Origin of the sequence: Pantoea sp. MBLJ3 (genome assembly GCF_000816655.1) — a bacterium.
GTDB classification, from domain to species: domain Bacteria; phylum Pseudomonadota; class Gammaproteobacteria; order Enterobacterales; family Enterobacteriaceae; genus Pantoea; species Pantoea eucalypti.
Window position 1 is genome coordinate 1 of the sequence record NZ_JSUT01000015.1, and the last position, 14,741, is coordinate 14,741.

The window sequence follows — 14,741 nt, forward strand, 5'->3', positions numbered from 1 at the left end:
GTGTGCTGTCATGGCTGAATTGCGGGCCGGGATTCTTTACGCCTTCATGGCGCTCTCTTGAACTCGCTTTTGCGCAGTAGAAAAAGCGCGCCGTGCTGCCGCTGTCGGTGTACTCGGTACTCTGATGGTTGTCAGTTCCCCAGCTGGTGCCATCAACACTCGCCGCTTTACTGGTGGCGCTTCGCTTGCCCGTCTGGCTGGATTCAGGAAACAGCGACAGAACCGGATCGCTGCCATCATGGATCAGGTTCGCTGGCCACCGGCCTGGCGGATTGTAGTTCTCCTGGAGCCGGTCATACTTACCGTAGCTGTTAACCGTTACGGCACTCTCTGTTTTGAAATCGCCATGCTTGTTCTTGCTCTTCGATTCGCTTTCATCACCGTCACCAGCAAAAGGCACGCGACACTCTTCAACGTTAATCGCACCTATCCCGTCTTTCAGAAGGTTCGCCACAAGCGATCCCCGGAAAGGTTTACGCGCAACGGAAATCGGCTCATGCGCTGGCTTTAACGCCGTTCCCCAGCCTTTCCAGCGTTTAACAGCGTTATGTTCGAAATCTGATACCTGACGGAAAATTGCTTTCCCGACGTCCATATTTTTCGGGAAGCCGCTGCCGTACATCCAGGCAATAGAATCGCGGATCTCAAAACCGGCAAGGCGTATGGCCAGCGTGCCTAAGTCCTGTGTGCGGGGGCTGAAAAATGCCATAAGATGTCCGCCTGGCTTAAGCACGCGCAGGCACTCTTTCCATACGGACGGCCCCGGAACAAAGCCATCCCACGATTTACCCATGAAGCCGCCGCCTGAATGCTGATAATCATCGCCAGCTAACCAGTGGGACAGCACCTCGGCCATGTCAGGCTCTTTGCTGTTCATGCCATAAGGCGGATCGGTAATAACGCTGTCTACAGAGTTGTCAGGAAGGGTGCGCAGGATATCCAGGCACTTTGCGTTATGAAGTGAAACAGCCGGATAGATCATCGTTTCGCCTCACCGCCCAGCGATTCTACCAGCCCGGAGAAGAAGCTGGAAAACTCGGACGCAAAGAGCATGAAATCAGCCAGCATGCGGGCGCGCTGATCCTCGCGGTCGATATCATCATTCTGCTGTGTGAGCATGTCAGCGTACTTAATGCCCTTAATGCTCAGGTCATCAGATACGCGGCATAATATGCGCTCCTGCCAGTCCAGGCTAAGCTGCGTGACCAATTTCCCGGCTTCAATGTGCGTGCGCACTTCATCGCTCAGTAGATCCTGTTTTTTGCAGCGGATTTTGCCGCCATCTTCCAAAATTGCCGCCAGCTCGGCCTCATCGCCCAGCGCAAAACCGGCAGGCAGTTCTGCGGCGCGCAGCCATTCAGTCAGCGTCAGTTCAATGGGATCAGCGGTCATCATTGGAATAACCGGCAGGGAGCCGATTGTTTTGCGCAGTAGTGCAAGCATGTCTTCAGCGGCTTTCGCGCTGGCCGCGTCAACGTAGATACGCCTGTTAATGCTGTCGATCCAGATATAGGACTGGGAGCGGCGCGAGAAAGCACGCGGCAGAAGCACACACAGCGCCTCATCTCTCAGGCTTACCCTTTCGTTACGGCGCACCTTACGCGACTGCTCGCGCTCCATTTTCTCCACTTTCTCGGCAACGTAATCGTTGAGCGTGGACACGGGCATGATTTTACTTTCGGTCTGACAGCAGAGCAGGTACTGCCCGTTCTCGGCCAGTAGCAGGCCGTCTGACGTTACGTTGATCCAGCCTGATTTAGCCATGTCCTGTGCAGCACAGGGAGAAAACGCCATAGTCTGCAGCTGCTGCTCCAGTTCCTCTGCATCGAGCGGAAGATCCCGGTTCAGGCTGTAGACCATGACGTTTTTAAAGAAGGGTGATTTCATTCAGGAATGTCTCAACTAAAAGAGTTAACACATTATAAATAATATTTTAGATTTAAGATAATCTTTACTGACTGAACGCGAATTGTGGCGCAGTGGCGCTGAAAGGTCCGCCAGACTGGAACACAATTTTTCCTCCAACTTTGATAGTCAGATCGCCACCAACGTCGATTACCAGGTTTCCCGGCCCCAGCAGGTAAATGTCCCCGCCTTCGTTCATCCCGACACGCGAACCGCTGGCCGTGTTGGCTATCTCATACCCGCCACCAGCAGACCGGATCTCCAGCAGGTTATTGCGGTGCGATACAAAATCCGTGGTCGGAGTCAGGGAAGGGCGCGCAGGCGCACCGTCAACGGCTGGTGGCTCATACCCGCCACCCTGTCCGGAGGCTTCAGGCGCGACGCTTGGGACGCCGCCCGGTGCCGACTGCGCCGCGCCGGTGATCAGCGGGCGCCGCGTATCCGGCTTCCCGCGGCCGTCTTTGTAAGGGAACTCCACCCAGACCTGATCACCCACGATGCACGGTACAAACGTGTTGCCGATCGGCAGCTGATATTCCGCCCAGGGCAGAGTATCGGCGTCCACGTCCGCCCACTGCGGAGTAAGGCGGATCTGCGCCCGCATGTGTCCCTGCGGGTCTTTTGTCGCCGTGATAATGGCGCGCTGCTTACTCACTTGTTGGGTACTCCTAAAATCATGCGCGTGGTATAGCCAATGCGATCTTCGTGGTGAATGACCGCAATGGCGATAAAGTTTTTCGGTAACGTTTCGTCTACCTGGTTTTCCGCGTCATAGCGGTGGATCTGCACACCAATAACCATGCCTGCTGTCAGGTCCGCATTGCCGCTGACTTCAATATCCAGCTTGGGGATCAGCACCCTCGCCATATTGGTCAGCGTGGCTACATCGGCGTCAGAAATGTACTTAACCGGCTTGGTGTTATCGCCCACGGCCACGTAACCCTCTGTCATGGAGTAGCCGACATACTGATAATCGCGGCTGCTGGTGGTGGCGGCGTCCTGGTTGATGTTGCTCATCTTGCTGATCGTGTATTCGGCCTGCGGGTTGTTGGCCTCATAGGTAAATGCCGCCTTTGTGCCGATCAGCTTTGCCATGTCCTTCATGCAGAACTTCCCGCGAGCGCACCAGACCAGCGCGCCGTGATCGTCAGCAATCTGGCGCAGGACGCCGGACGGCTTCTCGCCCATATTCAGGTGATAGGTCATCGCTTTGCGGAAAGCATCAGCCTCAATCGTCATTTTGCCCGCGAACTCCGCCATGACGTCACCCGGCTGGCGGTCGGCATACAGGCGCACGCGGGCTGATGGGGTTTTAAGACGCTTCAAATCCGCTGATACGGCTATGATCCGCACCACGTCACCGCTGGCGGGCGCCGACGTCACGAAAAACGTCTCTGTATACGCGCCGCGCTGCCCGGTCGGGTCGCCCAGCTCTGCCACCAGCACAGCGCCAAACCGTGCACCCATTTCATCCACCAGCTTTCCGGCAGGATCGTGCGCTTCCAGGACCAGCAACGGCGCAGTCAGCGACGTCTTCTCGATGTAAATCACAGACGTTATCCAGCTGCGCGGCATTTCCGCACCATTAAGCAGGACCGACTGCAGGAAGTACTGCATAGGCTTATTCTGCTGATCAGCCATCAGTTGCCCCCCGGTGCCAGCTGGGTGTCATAGCGAACGTTGCGGGCATTAACCTCATGCGCGGTCAGCACATCCACCATGACAATCAGCGACGCCTGGCAGGCATAAATCCGATCCTGCGTGAACGGCGGCGACATATCGCTGAACATGATGGTTTTGGCATCCTGAATGCTGCAGTTGAGTTCTACAGGCCAGTGGACCAGCTTTTCCTGCGCGGTGAAGTTGGTGGTGAGCCTGGAGCGGAAGTTAGCGGCCAGCGTGTTGCACATCAGTGACAGCGTATCTTTGTCACTGGCAATCAGCGTGATGGAGTAATTGAGCGATGCCTGTGTAGCCTCAACCTCGGCCAGCGGCATGTTGCCCTGTGACTCGTCGGTAATGTCGCCGTAATCACGGTCTATCTCCTGATCGTTGTTGTCGTAGGTGATATCAAACCCGCGTGACAGGTTAATCAGCGGCAGGGCGTCACGGTTTAGATCCGGCATTTCCAACGGCTTCACGCTGTGACGTCCGGCGCCCGCCACGCGAACGGCACGCAGAAAGTCCATGACGTCATCAAACTTGCCGACGAATACGCGATCTTCCGGCTTTCGCGCCAGGAATGAGGCAAAGCGCTGCTCATGCTGGCGCGGTCCGGTCATTACGGCACTACTGAATACGTCATTCAGCGCCTTTGCTACGGCGGCATCGGCGGCGGTAAAGCCGGTACTCTCCACTTTGCCGGTGCGTGTTTTCACCCACTCGCGGGTGCGGGAAAGTAGCTGATTCATTCGATACGTCCATTACTGGTGGTGTCAAAATTGCGGGCAGGTATGCAGTAGTAAAGCGATCCGACATTCTGCGTACCGAAGCCGTAAATGCGGTGAACGTACCACCAGCGGCGCGCCAGGGTGCCGCTGGCCATCTCTTCGTTCCACTCAAGAATTGAGCCAACCGGCACACCTTCTGCGGCAATACGCAGGATCAGCACGTCATCGGTCAGTCCGTCCTGTTCGCCATCGGCATCGAGCACCTGGAAACTCTCGCGCTCATCCGGACAATCCAGCACCGTGACAATGACCGGATCGGCGTCTTCATAGCTCAGGTTCCGCTGGTTGTTGTTAAGCTCAGTAAACGAGGGCTGTTCAAAGCCGGTCTCGTCGTCCACTTCCCCGACGTCACGCATGTCCGGCAGGTACAGCAGCGCCTGAAACGCGCTGTAATCGCTCTCAATCGCCTTGATCCAGTCGCGGCGAACCATGTTGTTAAACGGGGCGTGACCTTTGTAGCGCGGCTTAAGTGCTGTGCTCTGTTCGCGTGCGGCGAGGGTGTCCGGGAGCGGGGCGCTCAGCGGGTCATAATCCTCACTGCTGCCGCTGTCAGCGTTATCAGGACCGCCAGCGGTATCGTCATCGGGTGACGTGGCGGCGGTCGGCGCGGCGGTGTCCAGATCGATAACAGCGCCGCTGCTATCCGGCACATCGACGGCGGGGGATTGTTGATCGCTTTCACTGCTGGTGGTCTCGTTGATCGTCGGTGGATTGTCTGCCAGAAATTCGTCGTACCGTCCCATTACTGATTACCTGCTTTTGTCTGGTTCTTTGCGTACTCAATAAACATCTTCTCGGCCTCGGCGCGGGGCGTGCCGCTCAGCACCAGGGCATCAATGAACGTCTGTCTCTGGATCTTCGCCTGGTCTGCCAGCTGCTGACGCAGAAGGGTATTTTTGGCCTTTTCGTCCGCCAGCTCTGCCTTCTTCTTCGCGGCGCGGGTGCGCTGCGCTGCCGTCAGCTTTTTGGCGCGGGTCAGCTGGCCACGCAGCTTGTCGATCCGCCCGTCGTCGTCGTCCAGCCGCTTAGCCAGCGCGCCCATGCGCTTCTGATACTTCTCGTGCTCACGCTTAACGGCGGCGACGTTCGTCTGTGAACTGCGATTGCGGTTGAACTTAGCCTTGTCAGCATCAGTGAAGTGCTCAGTGGTTTTGCGCGGATCGTCGCCATAGGCGTTGTTACCGGCGCTTTTATGCAGTGCCTGGCCTATGCGCACCTGCCATGAGGCGGATTGCAAGCGCGTGAAGGCGTGAATGACGTGCTTACAGGCAACGCCTTTCAGGTTCGGGTTTTTCTCTTTGGGGTAGGCGTACTCTTTTGGCGGGGCAAGGGCAAAGTTGCCTGCCGTGGCGATGTAGCGATACCAGTATTGGTGACGGCCACAATCGCAATCAAAAGAGACGCGGCCTGCGCAGAGTCGCTTAGCAATTTTGGCCGCGCTGTCTTTTGCATCGGTGACGTCCTCAATCAGCTGATCCCACTCTTCAAAGCGGAATTTAACCCGGTGATGTTTGTCCAGCGATACGGCGGACGCTTCCACGCTCACCGTCAGCACGTTGTGTTTGAGTGTGGTAGGCGTGGCGCGCTTAATACCGGAACCGTCATCTACCCGGTTGTTTGCACGCTTTATGTCGATCTGCTGACTGCTGGCCACCAGCTGCGCATACGTGATCCCGGCCTGTGAGGAATTGAACTGCTGGCGTGCGCCGGTGCGGTTCGCTTCAAACCCTTTTAAATCCTCTTTCGTGTAGAACGTGCCGGACTTCTTTTTGCCCAGGGCAATAATGTCGTCCAGTGCCTTGTTCTTGAGGGTCAGCGGGTTGAGGGTCCGCCGCGCACTACGGCGTGATTTACGGCGGTCTTTGTCAATCTGGTCGAAGACGCGGGAGAACTCTTTGGAGGAAAGCCCTGCCGTGTCATAGCGCCCGGAACGTGTGCGGGTAAATGGAGTATCAGCCACTGATTAGCTCCGGCTTGTCGCCAGCAAAGTCGCGTATTCGCCCGCGCAGCCACGCCATGTCCGGCAGGGAAATCGTCTGGCCTGCTGGCATCGGCTCCATTTCCGACTCTATCCCGCACAGCAGGCGGAATACCCAGCGCAGATCGGAGTTACCCTCATAGGCACGGTATGCCGCCAGGTCAGCCCGGTATATCTCATCAAGACGAATGGTGTAGTCGTGGTTATCTTCGTGGAATGACGCTGATCGCTTGATCACTTCCTGATGAAAGAGACTGCGAAGCACTACGTCACTGATTGAACGATCGTCGAGGCGGTTATAACTCACAGGATACGTTCCTCATCGCTGATTCGCTTGCCGGTCAGGGACTCAGGCACGGCTTCTGCAGCTTTGATTTTCTCATAGCCGATGATGCGTTTAAGCGTGTCCATAATGGTCGGCTCCTGCTCTGCGGTCGCGGCGGTCATGGCGTTGATGTAATCCGCCGAAGCCACGTTGTTGTAGCCCACAGCGAAGCAGCACAGGATGGTCAGCACCTGCTCCGGGCGAATCTCGCGCCAGTTGATCCGATAGACCTCTTCACCGCTGGCGTTGTATTCCACCTCAACGATGGAATCAGGGAGCTCAAATGCGCCCTTGTTCTCTGCTGGCAGTGCAATGTTGTCCTGCAGCATGAGCTCGTTGTAACGCTCAATGCCGGTGAGCACGGCAGCGCGCCCGTCACTTCCACGCGTTTTGAGAGAGATATGGTTGCCGCCTACTTCGTTTGCCACTTTGCCAGTGGCTTCATCCACTAGCACTTTAAAGCCCTGTTTGCGCAGTGCCTCAACGAAAGGGGCGAGTTTGATCAGCTGCTTTCGCATGCCCTTTGGCAGCGCCTGCGGCTTTGACATAACGAGCGTGTGATCTTCGTAAATGGCGGTGATCGCCATTGGCTGACTGGTTGAAAGGCTGATTACTGCAATTTTCTGTTTCACGTCTGTATCCCTGAAAAGGCGAAAGGCCGCATATAGCGGCCTCTCTGGCTTTTAACGTTCCCAACCGCGCGTTGCAGATTAGGTAAGTTGTCAAAAATTCCATCAGGGAACCGCTAACAGCTTGGGGCGACTGTAAGCGGTTTGTACTTTGCGTAGTTACGGGTCAAGCAGTTTTTTAGAAATAAAAAAGGCCGTTCAGTGGCGGCCTTTCAAATGGATGCTGAATAAGTCTACGAAAGTTATTTTTTTTCCGGTTCTGGACTTGTTTCGATTGCTTTACCCATAGCTTTTAGTCCATTTGCTATGGCTATTAAAGCACCAGTAATATTTGCTGGCTGCGCAGACGTTATCTGATCTGCCAAAGCATCCAGTCCTTCTTTAACCTTTCCAGTAAGAAGATTCATCCTTTCTTCAGTGGTCCGTGGAGGTATAGTGAAATCGCCTTCTCTTGTGTAGTCACAATGAATAGCACCAGTAGCATTTATCAGGTCACTAAAAAAGCTCATGGCTTGAGGCAAAGTGGAAAACTTTCCGATATAAATGTCTTCGGGAGTCTGATGAGATCTACCTACGAAGAAGGCCTGAATCTGACAGGTGTACTTTCTATCATCGAACTTATCAGCGCCTTCTACAGCTGAATTACTCTCAGAAAAACTCAGAGACGCTAAATACTTAGCATCCGAGCCACCAGGGTAAGTACCAGCAGCCCATTTAACTCGTGCGATTAATGCCATCTTTAACTCCATTTAGTCGATTTTCATTAATTACATTAACCTTTTTGCAATTTATTTGTAACCGAACTGCTCACAATAAAAAGACCGCCCAATAGCGGTCAACAGTGCTATCAGTTGAGTCAGCACTTCAGTAAATGCGCAATCCCCGCCAGATTGTAGGCTTTTACCATAAGCTGATGCTCTGACCCGTTATGTCTGCCGAACTCTGCCTTGCCGCCCGTAATGCCGTCAGCATGTACCGGTACCAACCAGGGAAACTCTGCGCGGACGTGTGCCGGTGCTGCGTGCTGATGATGATGATCGCAAAGGGGAAGCTGCAGCAGATGTGCGCCGGGTTTAGTCCGTCCCTCGATATGATGCAAGCTGATCAGCAATGACTCCTTCCCGTGCTGTAGGCAGGCAATGCAGGGCAGCTTTCCCAGTGCATCCATAACAATGCGCTCAGCTGCGCTCGGTGTGCGTCCTTTAAGGCCTCTGCCTGTCGCGCTGGCGCGTGTTTGCCGTTTCGCTGCTACTGGTGCTGGCTTTTTCTCTTTCAGACGCTCAGATGCGCTTACAGCGCGTTTTGCCGCTTTGGTTTTTTGCTGTGCAATCCACTCCGGGGAACTACGCTTTTCAATCTGTTTGGCAAGCATCCTGCTACTGTTTGCTTTCTGCTTTGCGTACTGCTGCTGGCGAAACTCCGGGTCTGCCAGTTTTGCTGCGTGTTTTTCTCGCTGGCGCTGCTGTGCTTTTGCCTGTTTTTCCCGTGCGACCTGAAAATCGGTGCTTTCCATGATTTAACCAATTCTAAAATATTTTTTAGATTGTTGATCACCTCGCGGAATCTGTAAAGCAATCCGTAATTGTCCACTGGTTATGGCACTTAGTTAATCAGCATGGCAGGTTATCCACTTATCCACTGGATAGATCATATAAATCGATCCTATATAGATCCTATTTAGATCAAAGAAGATCACTGTTGATGTAATCACATGATTTTAATAACAAATAACACGTTTTATGTTGCTGGTTTCATGGTAGGCATTGTTGGTTTCATGGTAAATATTGCTGGTTTCATGGTGAATGTTGTTGGTTTCATGGTAGGGTGTTGCTGGTTTCATGGTAGGACAGCTAATTACCCACATTGACCGATAAAAGGTTCTTTCGATGGAAAATGACGAAGAAATCAAGACGATAGGTGATGCTCTGGTATACAGCGCTGAGCATGAAGCGAAAAGTTATACACTGACACCTACAGCTAATCGGACAGTTCAGCCGATTGCGCTGATGCGGTTGGGAGTCTTTGTGCCTGCTGTCCGTAATAAACCTCAGCGCGGTAATGCTGTCATTGATGCGTCTGAAGACTTCGGTCAGCTTGAGATAGCGAAAGCTGAGGGTTATACCAATATCATGATCAAGGGCAGCAGGCTCGATATGAGCACTGATTTCAAGACATGGATTGGTGCTATCCGGGCATTCAGCAAGTATGGCGCTGATAGCAACCGTATTAAGCTACCGTTTACCGAGTTTGCAAAGCTCTGTGGAATCGCCGTCGATGATATTAACCAGCGTTCGCGTGATCGCTTCTTCAACTCATTTCTAAGACTGGCCTCGCTTGTTGTCTCGTTCAAAAACAAAGACGGCAGTAAAGCAACCATAACGCACCTGCTTAATAGCGCCCATTTTGATACTGAGAAAGACATTATCACTCTGGAAGGGGATTCCCGGCTATGGGAGCTTTACGCCTTTGATCACAAGGTGTTACTTCAGCTAAAGGCAATCCAGGCATTGCCGCGTAAAGAGTCGGCACAGGCGCTCTACGTGTACATTGAGAGTCTGCCTACCGGCTTCCTGCAGGTGTCGTTAGAGCGTCTTCGTGATCGCCTTAACCTGAACTCCACTATCAGTACTCAGAACAACGTTGTCCGTAAAGCCATGAAAGAGCTAGCTGACATTGGATACCTGTCGTTTACAGAAGTTAAGAAGAATGGCGTGGTCTACTTCCAGATTCACTCACGTAAGCCTGATCTTCTGCCACACAAAGAGTAATAATTGCTGGTTTCATGGCTGATGTTGTTGGTTTCATGGAAGCGTTGCTGGAATACCGGCGATTAATGCTGGTGGCCATTCGATACAGAGTGTTTTTTGCGCGAAAGCCTCTCGTTATCATGAAACCAACAACATTTACTGTGATTCAGCCAACCATTTTCCATGAAACCAGCAATGTTCTGTATGCACCCACATACTCTCACCATGAAACCAGCAACAACCCGCTCAGAGTAATAATGCGAGGTTATGACCCTGATGCAAGCAGTGAAATGGTGTACGTCATAGTGGGTGGTGAATGTTGCTGGTTTCATGGCAGCATTGCTGGAATACCGGCGACTGGTAACGGGGCAAGGTCATATCGTTTGTTTTTTGCCCGTTTGGAGGTCATGCCATGAAACCATCAACCATTTCTGTGATTAACTCGGCGGTTCACCATGAAACCAGCAATGCCCAGCTACAAGTTGCAAGCTATGTTAAAAATAAAAAATAACGATATGAAGGAGTAAAGGGTTTGGATGTTGAAAAATTACTCGCGGGTCTTACGCTCCCATCACAATTTCTACATCATGATGTGAGCCTCACATTTGATATCATTGCATCACTCAATGCTCAAACTGATGCCTCTGTTGAAGCAGGTATAGAAAAATACCGTTCTGAAGGACCAGAGGTAGAGCAGCATGAAATTTCTGCAGAGGATAATGCTTATTACTATATGGAGTACTATCAGGGGTTAGATAGCAGCTCTGTTGATTTAGACGATATGTTCACGTCGTACTATCCAAGTGTTATCCGTCGCTCTGTCTTTTTGACATTGTACGGCATGCTTGAGCACGATTACGAAAAATTATGCAATGGCTTTGCTAAGAGGCATGGTGAGTCAGTCAAGCTGTCAGATCTCAAACATAGCGGTTTTGAACGTTGCGACCTTTATGCCAAAAAAGTTATTGGCATGCGTACTTCACCATATTATGCGATGGTCAAGAAAGTGACCAGGCTACGAAATGCTTGCGCGCATAATGATGCTCGGTTTGTAGAAAATGATGATAGGCCTATTAGTGAACTTGAGGATCTGATGCGTGCTTTTCCCGATTTATTGGTTAAAGATGGAAAGCAGATTAACTTCAAGGCTGGATCTCTTCAGGCAATGACTAGCATTTTAAAAAACTATTTTAATGATGTTGAAGAAGCCCTAAAAGTGAAAGCACATCAGTTGCCAAACCCTTTTAGAAATTTCGCGGATGAAAAAAGCCGCCCGTAGGCGGCTTAGATCACTTGTAATGGATTATGGTTACAGGTGCATTGAGAATGGCATTGAATTGCCATCCACTCTCAGCACTCTGTGTATTCCACAATGCCAAAAACAAGGTTACGGCTATGCCGTAAATCTCGCTCTTGCTCATTTAATGGTTCCGTTGAACCGCTGGCCTTCGGCTGGCCACATGCGCATTAGAGAAGGCTAACGCAGATGCTTGCGATTAAAAAAATCAGGTAACTCTGACGCCGATAAATGGGCTGAGAATCCCGTCTACCTACCTACTTGCACAATTGAAGCATTCCACCTTTTACTGGGCCTTTGCAACTTTTTTTTTCCATTAACATGGAGGTTTTTTTTTGCATTTTAATATCTATTAATATCAATCTCTTATGTGATTTTAAATTCTTAAAACCACGCGCGCTGGTGCTTGACACTGAATGTTGGGTGGTGATATCGCATCCTTGCTCTTGAAACGGAGGCAACAAACCGTATACTGATTTTGAAGGCTAACGCAGGTGTTTTTTTAGATCACACCCTTGCTGCCAGCGGAAGTTGCCTGAGAACAATTTTCGCATTCTGATTAAACGCCTGAGAACGTTTCTTCAGATTCAATCAAACCGCCTCCGGGCGGTTTTTTTGTGCCCGGTATCTCTACAATGTCGTGCTTACAAAATAAGCATGACATGAACCAGTTACAAATAAAAACCTTCTCTCAAGGCAGAATTGACCTTAAAAAATTTTATTTAAATAAATTTTTTTGTTAATCAACAGTTTAACTGATACAGCTTTTTTTGTTTTCATTGATTAATTGCATGTTTCTTATTCAATGCGGTGGATTTAGAAAAAAAACCTTTATCTAATCCTTATGGCCCGCAGTATAACACGGTCGGTTTTGTGAATTGTCTTGCAAATGTAAACGCGGGTTGGCCGCAACTTGCTCTGACAGATGGAGAGTGTTTAATAACTAATACGGCGTACCCGTGAAACCAGCGATACTCGCGGCATGCAGTAATCCAAGCCACCAGCATAAAAAAAGCCGCTTCGCAGCGGCCTTTAGTCGATCAAATATTATTTTTTAGCAAAGCATAAAGCATAGCTCTGCTGTCAATGGTGTTTCCCTTCAGGTCTTTGCACACCCAGTTTTTGCGCTGAAATGTGATGTAGCAGTCGGTGCGGTTGATGCGCAGCGGTTCTGTCCTGCCTGCTTCTACAAATCCTTTTGCCTTCCAGATGCCGCGCATCTTATCCAATTCGATCTGCTTCAAACCTAAATTCATATTGAGGAAATTCTTAAAAACTTTAGAGTGGACCTATTCTCTTACGAAATCAGCCACTGGTCAATTCCATACTCCTAATCTTATACTGTATTTTTATACAGTAAAAAGGAGGGGCCATTATGCAGGTACAAATAGTAGCAATACCAGACGAAGCCGCGCCGCGTCAGGCTTTCAGGCAGTTTCTTGAAACAGTGGCGGCGGGTTTCCCGTCTCCGGCCATTGGATATGAAGACACACCACTGGACCTGAACGAGTATTGCGTGAGGGCAAAAACAGCGACTTATTTCGTCCGTTGTGAGGGTGAGTCGATGATCGGGGCCGGTATTTTTGACGGCGATCTGCTGGTGGTGGATAAATCGAAGGCTGCGGCAGACGGCCAGATCGTGATTGCCTCAGTGGACGGAGAGTTTACGGTAAAAAAGCTACAGCTGAGGCCGGTGCCGATGCTGCTGGCCATGAACCCACGCTATAAGCCGATCCCTGTCGAGCCTGATTGCTTAGAAATATGGGGGGTGGTGACTTACGTTATCCACCGTACTGACAATGTTCCTGCACAGTGACGTTAACGCCTTCTATGTCTCGGCGGAGCTGGCATTCAGGCCTGACCTTTACGGGCGCCCTGTCGTGGTGGCGACGAACAACGACGGCTGTATTGCGGCACTCAACCGCGAAGCTAAAGACGTGGGCCTTAAGCGGGGCGATCCATTATTTAAAATCCGCGATGCCATCCGGCGCTACGGCGTGGTGGTATTCAGCAGCAATTACACGCTGTACGACGCATTCAGTAAGCGTTTCCATACGATCGTAGGCGAGTATGTGCCTAACTTGGAAACGTACTCAATTGACGAGGTATTTGGCTCACTGGATGGCATGGAAAAGCTGGTGGACTTCCAGACCTTCGGGGAAGAGATCAGGCGTACCGTTATCCAGCACACCACGATGAAGTGCGGCATAGGGATAGCGGAGACAAAGACACTCTGTAAGGTTGCCACGCACGCAGCAAAGACCTGGCCTAAAACAGGCGGCGTAGTGGTGCTGGCCGACCCGAAACGGCGCGACAAACTGCTGTCTCTGCTGGACGTCTCAGAGACGTGGGGCGTTGGCAGAAAGATTGGTGCCAGGCTGCAGCTGATGAACATCAAGACGATGCTCGACCTTGCCCGCGCTGACACAACCATGATCCGCAAAAACTTCAACGTGATGCTGGAGCGCACCGTGCGGGAGCTGCGCGGCGAACGCTGTTTCGAGCTCGAAGAGAACCCGCCGACCAAGCAGCAGCTGGTGGTAAGCCGTTCCTTCGGCAAACGCCTTACCAGCCTGGATGAAGTGAGTAATGCCGTGTGCTTCTTTGCCACCAGCGCCGGTGAAAAGCTGCGCCGTGAAAAACAGTATTGCCGGAATATCACGGTATTCATCCAGACCAGTAAACATGATCCGCGCCGACCGTATTACTCACGAGGGGCGAGCCATACGTTTACCACGGCAACACAGGATACGCGTGATCTGATTGATGCCGCCGTTCATGGCCTGAGAGCTATCTGGCGAGACGGCTACGAGTATGCAAAGGCCGGGGTGATGCTGGGGGAGTTCTGTGGCTCAGAGCAGCAGCTTAATCTGTTTGATGAGTCTCCGCCGCGCCCCGGCAGCGATAAGCTGATGGCAGTTATGGACAGATTGAATAGCTACCAGCGCGGCACACTGTTTATTGCCGGTCAGGGCGTTAATCCGGCGTATCAAATGAAGCGGGAAATGTTATCTCCACGCTATCTGACCCGCTGGGAAGAGCTACCTGTGGTAAAGATGAAGTAATTTGGCATAAGTGCTGGATTTATAAGAATTTAACTTAAGTATAAATATATGCCAGTCAGTACCACTACTTTTAGTAGTGGAGCTGATCACTTGTTGATCGACCCTTAGAGTGTGCATACAATCAGAAAAAACTGAAAACGCATAAAATAATGAAATGCGTTACCTTTTTTTCTGGCTTGGAGTTGTACGGATATGACTGACACAGCAAACTTAGCATTAAACCTGATGATGATTTTCTTCGCACTGCTTGCGCTGGCAACTGTCGTGACATTGTGCGGATTGCCTGCAATATTGCGCTCATTTGACGCAGACCTGGCAAAACTGGATTCACACCTCTGATTTACT

General features: G+C 51.4%; 17 protein-coding genes. 5 read left to right on the forward strand and 12 right to left on the reverse strand.

Annotation, left to right across the window (positions count from 1 at the left end; all coding sequences use genetic code 11):
• From NP77_RS18535 to NP77_RS18585, 11 genes are all read right to left on the reverse strand, one after another.
• The coding region (locus tag NP77_RS18535) for a DNA methyltransferase (protein WP_039661173.1) at positions 1–982 on the reverse strand (982 nt) is incomplete at its 3' end.
• Entirely contained in the window at positions 979–1,887 is a 909-nt protein-coding gene (gene rdgC / locus NP77_RS18540; protein ID WP_039661175.1) for a recombination-associated protein RdgC, read from the reverse strand. The genes rdgC and NP77_RS18535, both read right to left, overlap by 4 nt.
• A gap of 64 nt (positions 1,888–1,951) precedes the next feature.
• Complete coding sequence (locus NP77_RS18545) at positions 1,952–2,560, reverse strand: baseplate protein (protein WP_072040371.1); 609 nt, start codon at positions 2,558–2,560, stop codon at positions 1,952–1,954.
• The gene (locus NP77_RS18550; RefSeq protein ID WP_039661177.1) at positions 2,557–3,546 is read right to left on the reverse strand and encodes a hypothetical protein; all 990 of its coding nucleotides are present in this window, start codon (positions 3,544–3,546) and stop codon (positions 2,557–2,559) included. Before NP77_RS18550 ends, NP77_RS18545 begins: the two co-directional genes overlap by 4 nt.
• The gene (locus tag NP77_RS18555; protein ID WP_039661179.1) at positions 3,546–4,316 is read right to left on the reverse strand and encodes a hypothetical protein; all 771 of its coding nucleotides are present in this window, start codon (positions 4,314–4,316) and stop codon (positions 3,546–3,548) included. Before NP77_RS18555 ends, NP77_RS18550 begins: the two co-directional genes overlap by 1 nt.
• Positions 4,313–5,098 (reverse strand): hypothetical protein, encoded by a 786-nt coding sequence (locus NP77_RS18560; RefSeq protein ID WP_039661180.1) that lies wholly within the window; start codon positions 5,096–5,098, stop codon positions 4,313–4,315. The genes NP77_RS18555 and NP77_RS18560 overlap by 4 nt, the downstream gene beginning before the upstream one ends.
• Positions 5,098–6,315 (reverse strand): hypothetical protein, encoded by a 1,218-nt coding sequence (locus NP77_RS18565; protein WP_039661181.1) that lies wholly within the window; start codon positions 6,313–6,315, stop codon positions 5,098–5,100. The genes NP77_RS18560 and NP77_RS18565 overlap by 1 nt, the downstream gene beginning before the upstream one ends.
• The gene (locus tag NP77_RS18570) at positions 6,308–6,640 is read right to left on the reverse strand and encodes a hypothetical protein (protein WP_039661183.1); all 333 of its coding nucleotides are present in this window, start codon (positions 6,638–6,640) and stop codon (positions 6,308–6,310) included. Before NP77_RS18570 ends, NP77_RS18565 begins: the two co-directional genes overlap by 8 nt.
• Positions 6,637–7,290, reverse strand: a complete 654-nt coding sequence (locus NP77_RS18575) for a hypothetical protein (protein WP_039661184.1) — start codon at positions 7,288–7,290, stop codon at positions 6,637–6,639. Before NP77_RS18575 ends, NP77_RS18570 begins: the two co-directional genes overlap by 4 nt.
• A gap of 239 nt (positions 7,291–7,529) precedes the next feature.
• Positions 7,530–8,024 carry a hypothetical protein gene (locus NP77_RS18580; protein ID WP_039661186.1) on the reverse strand — a complete coding sequence of 165 codons (495 nt, stop codon included), beginning with the start codon at positions 8,022–8,024 and terminating at the stop codon, positions 7,530–7,532.
• A gap of 119 nt (positions 8,025–8,143) precedes the next feature.
• Complete coding sequence (locus NP77_RS18585; RefSeq protein ID WP_052250673.1) at positions 8,144–8,659, reverse strand: Ref family recombination enhancement nuclease; 516 nt, start codon at positions 8,657–8,659, stop codon at positions 8,144–8,146.
• A 514-nt stretch (positions 8,660–9,173) separates the two neighbouring features.
• On the opposite strand from NP77_RS18585, the gene NP77_RS18590 reads away from it, so the two are divergent.
• From NP77_RS18590 to NP77_RS18595, 3 genes are all read left to right on the forward strand, one after another.
• Positions 9,174–10,055: a RepB family plasmid replication initiator protein gene (locus NP77_RS18590; protein WP_039661187.1), complete on the forward strand. Its 882-nt coding sequence runs from the start codon at positions 9,174–9,176 to the stop codon at positions 10,053–10,055.
• Between the two features lie 14 nt (positions 10,056–10,069).
• Complete coding sequence (locus tag NP77_RS23510; RefSeq protein WP_156137303.1) at positions 10,070–10,450, forward strand: hypothetical protein; 381 nt, start codon at positions 10,070–10,072, stop codon at positions 10,448–10,450.
• A gap of 116 nt (positions 10,451–10,566) precedes the next feature.
• Positions 10,567–11,313 carry a hypothetical protein gene (locus tag NP77_RS18595; RefSeq protein ID WP_052250664.1) on the forward strand — a complete coding sequence of 249 codons (747 nt, stop codon included), beginning with the start codon at positions 10,567–10,569 and terminating at the stop codon, positions 11,311–11,313.
• 1,058 nt (positions 11,314–12,371) lie between these two features.
• Here NP77_RS18595 and NP77_RS18600 read toward each other — a convergent pair.
• On the reverse strand, positions 12,372–12,587 hold the full coding sequence (locus NP77_RS18600; RefSeq protein WP_039661189.1) for a hypothetical protein: 216 nt from the start codon (positions 12,585–12,587) through the stop codon (positions 12,372–12,374).
• Between the two features lie 119 nt (positions 12,588–12,706).
• Here NP77_RS18600 and NP77_RS18605 point away from each other — a divergent pair, with 119 nt between their 5' ends.
• On the forward strand, positions 12,707–13,147 hold the full coding sequence (locus tag NP77_RS18605; RefSeq protein WP_039661190.1) for a LexA family transcriptional regulator: 441 nt from the start codon (positions 12,707–12,709) through the stop codon (positions 13,145–13,147).
• Positions 13,131–14,396: a translesion error-prone DNA polymerase V subunit UmuC gene (gene umuC / locus NP77_RS18610; RefSeq protein ID WP_039661192.1), complete on the forward strand. Its 1,266-nt coding sequence runs from the start codon at positions 13,131–13,133 to the stop codon at positions 14,394–14,396. The genes NP77_RS18605 and umuC overlap by 17 nt, the downstream gene beginning before the upstream one ends.
• The last annotated feature ends 345 nt before the right edge of the window (positions 14,397–14,741 follow it).

Bases quoted from the DNA above. Each gene is read 5' to 3' on its own strand.
- NP77_RS18590 (WP_039661187.1), top strand. From the start codon at position 9,174: ATGGAAAATGACGAAGAAATCAAGACGATAGGTGATGCTCTGGTATAC.
- NP77_RS18560 (WP_039661180.1), bottom strand. From the start codon at position 5,098: ATGGGACGGTACGACGAATTTCTGGCAGACAATCCACCGACGATCAAC.
- NP77_RS18550 (WP_039661177.1), bottom strand. From the start codon at position 3,546: ATGGCTGATCAGCAGAATAAGCCTATGCAGTACTTCCTGCAGTCGGTC.
- NP77_RS18555 (WP_039661179.1), bottom strand. From the start codon at position 4,316: ATGAATCAGCTACTTTCCCGCACCCGCGAGTGGGTGAAAACACGCACC.
- NP77_RS18580 (WP_039661186.1), bottom strand. From the start codon at position 8,024: ATGGCATTAATCGCACGAGTTAAATGGGCTGCTGGTACTTACCCTGGT.
- NP77_RS18605 (WP_039661190.1), top strand. From the start codon at position 12,707: ATGCAGGTACAAATAGTAGCAATACCAGACGAAGCCGCGCCGCGTCAG.
- rdgC (WP_039661175.1), bottom strand. From the start codon at position 1,887: ATGAAATCACCCTTCTTTAAAAACGTCATGGTCTACAGCCTGAACCGG.
- NP77_RS23510 (WP_156137303.1), top strand. From the start codon at position 10,070: ATGGCTGATGTTGTTGGTTTCATGGAAGCGTTGCTGGAATACCGGCGA.
- NP77_RS18585 (WP_052250673.1), bottom strand. From the start codon at position 8,659: ATGCTTGCCAAACAGATTGAAAAGCGTAGTTCCCCGGAGTGGATTGCA.
- NP77_RS18600 (WP_039661189.1), bottom strand. From the start codon at position 12,587: ATGAATTTAGGTTTGAAGCAGATCGAATTGGATAAGATGCGCGGCATC.
- umuC (WP_039661192.1), top strand. From the start codon at position 13,131: ATGTTCCTGCACAGTGACGTTAACGCCTTCTATGTCTCGGCGGAGCTG.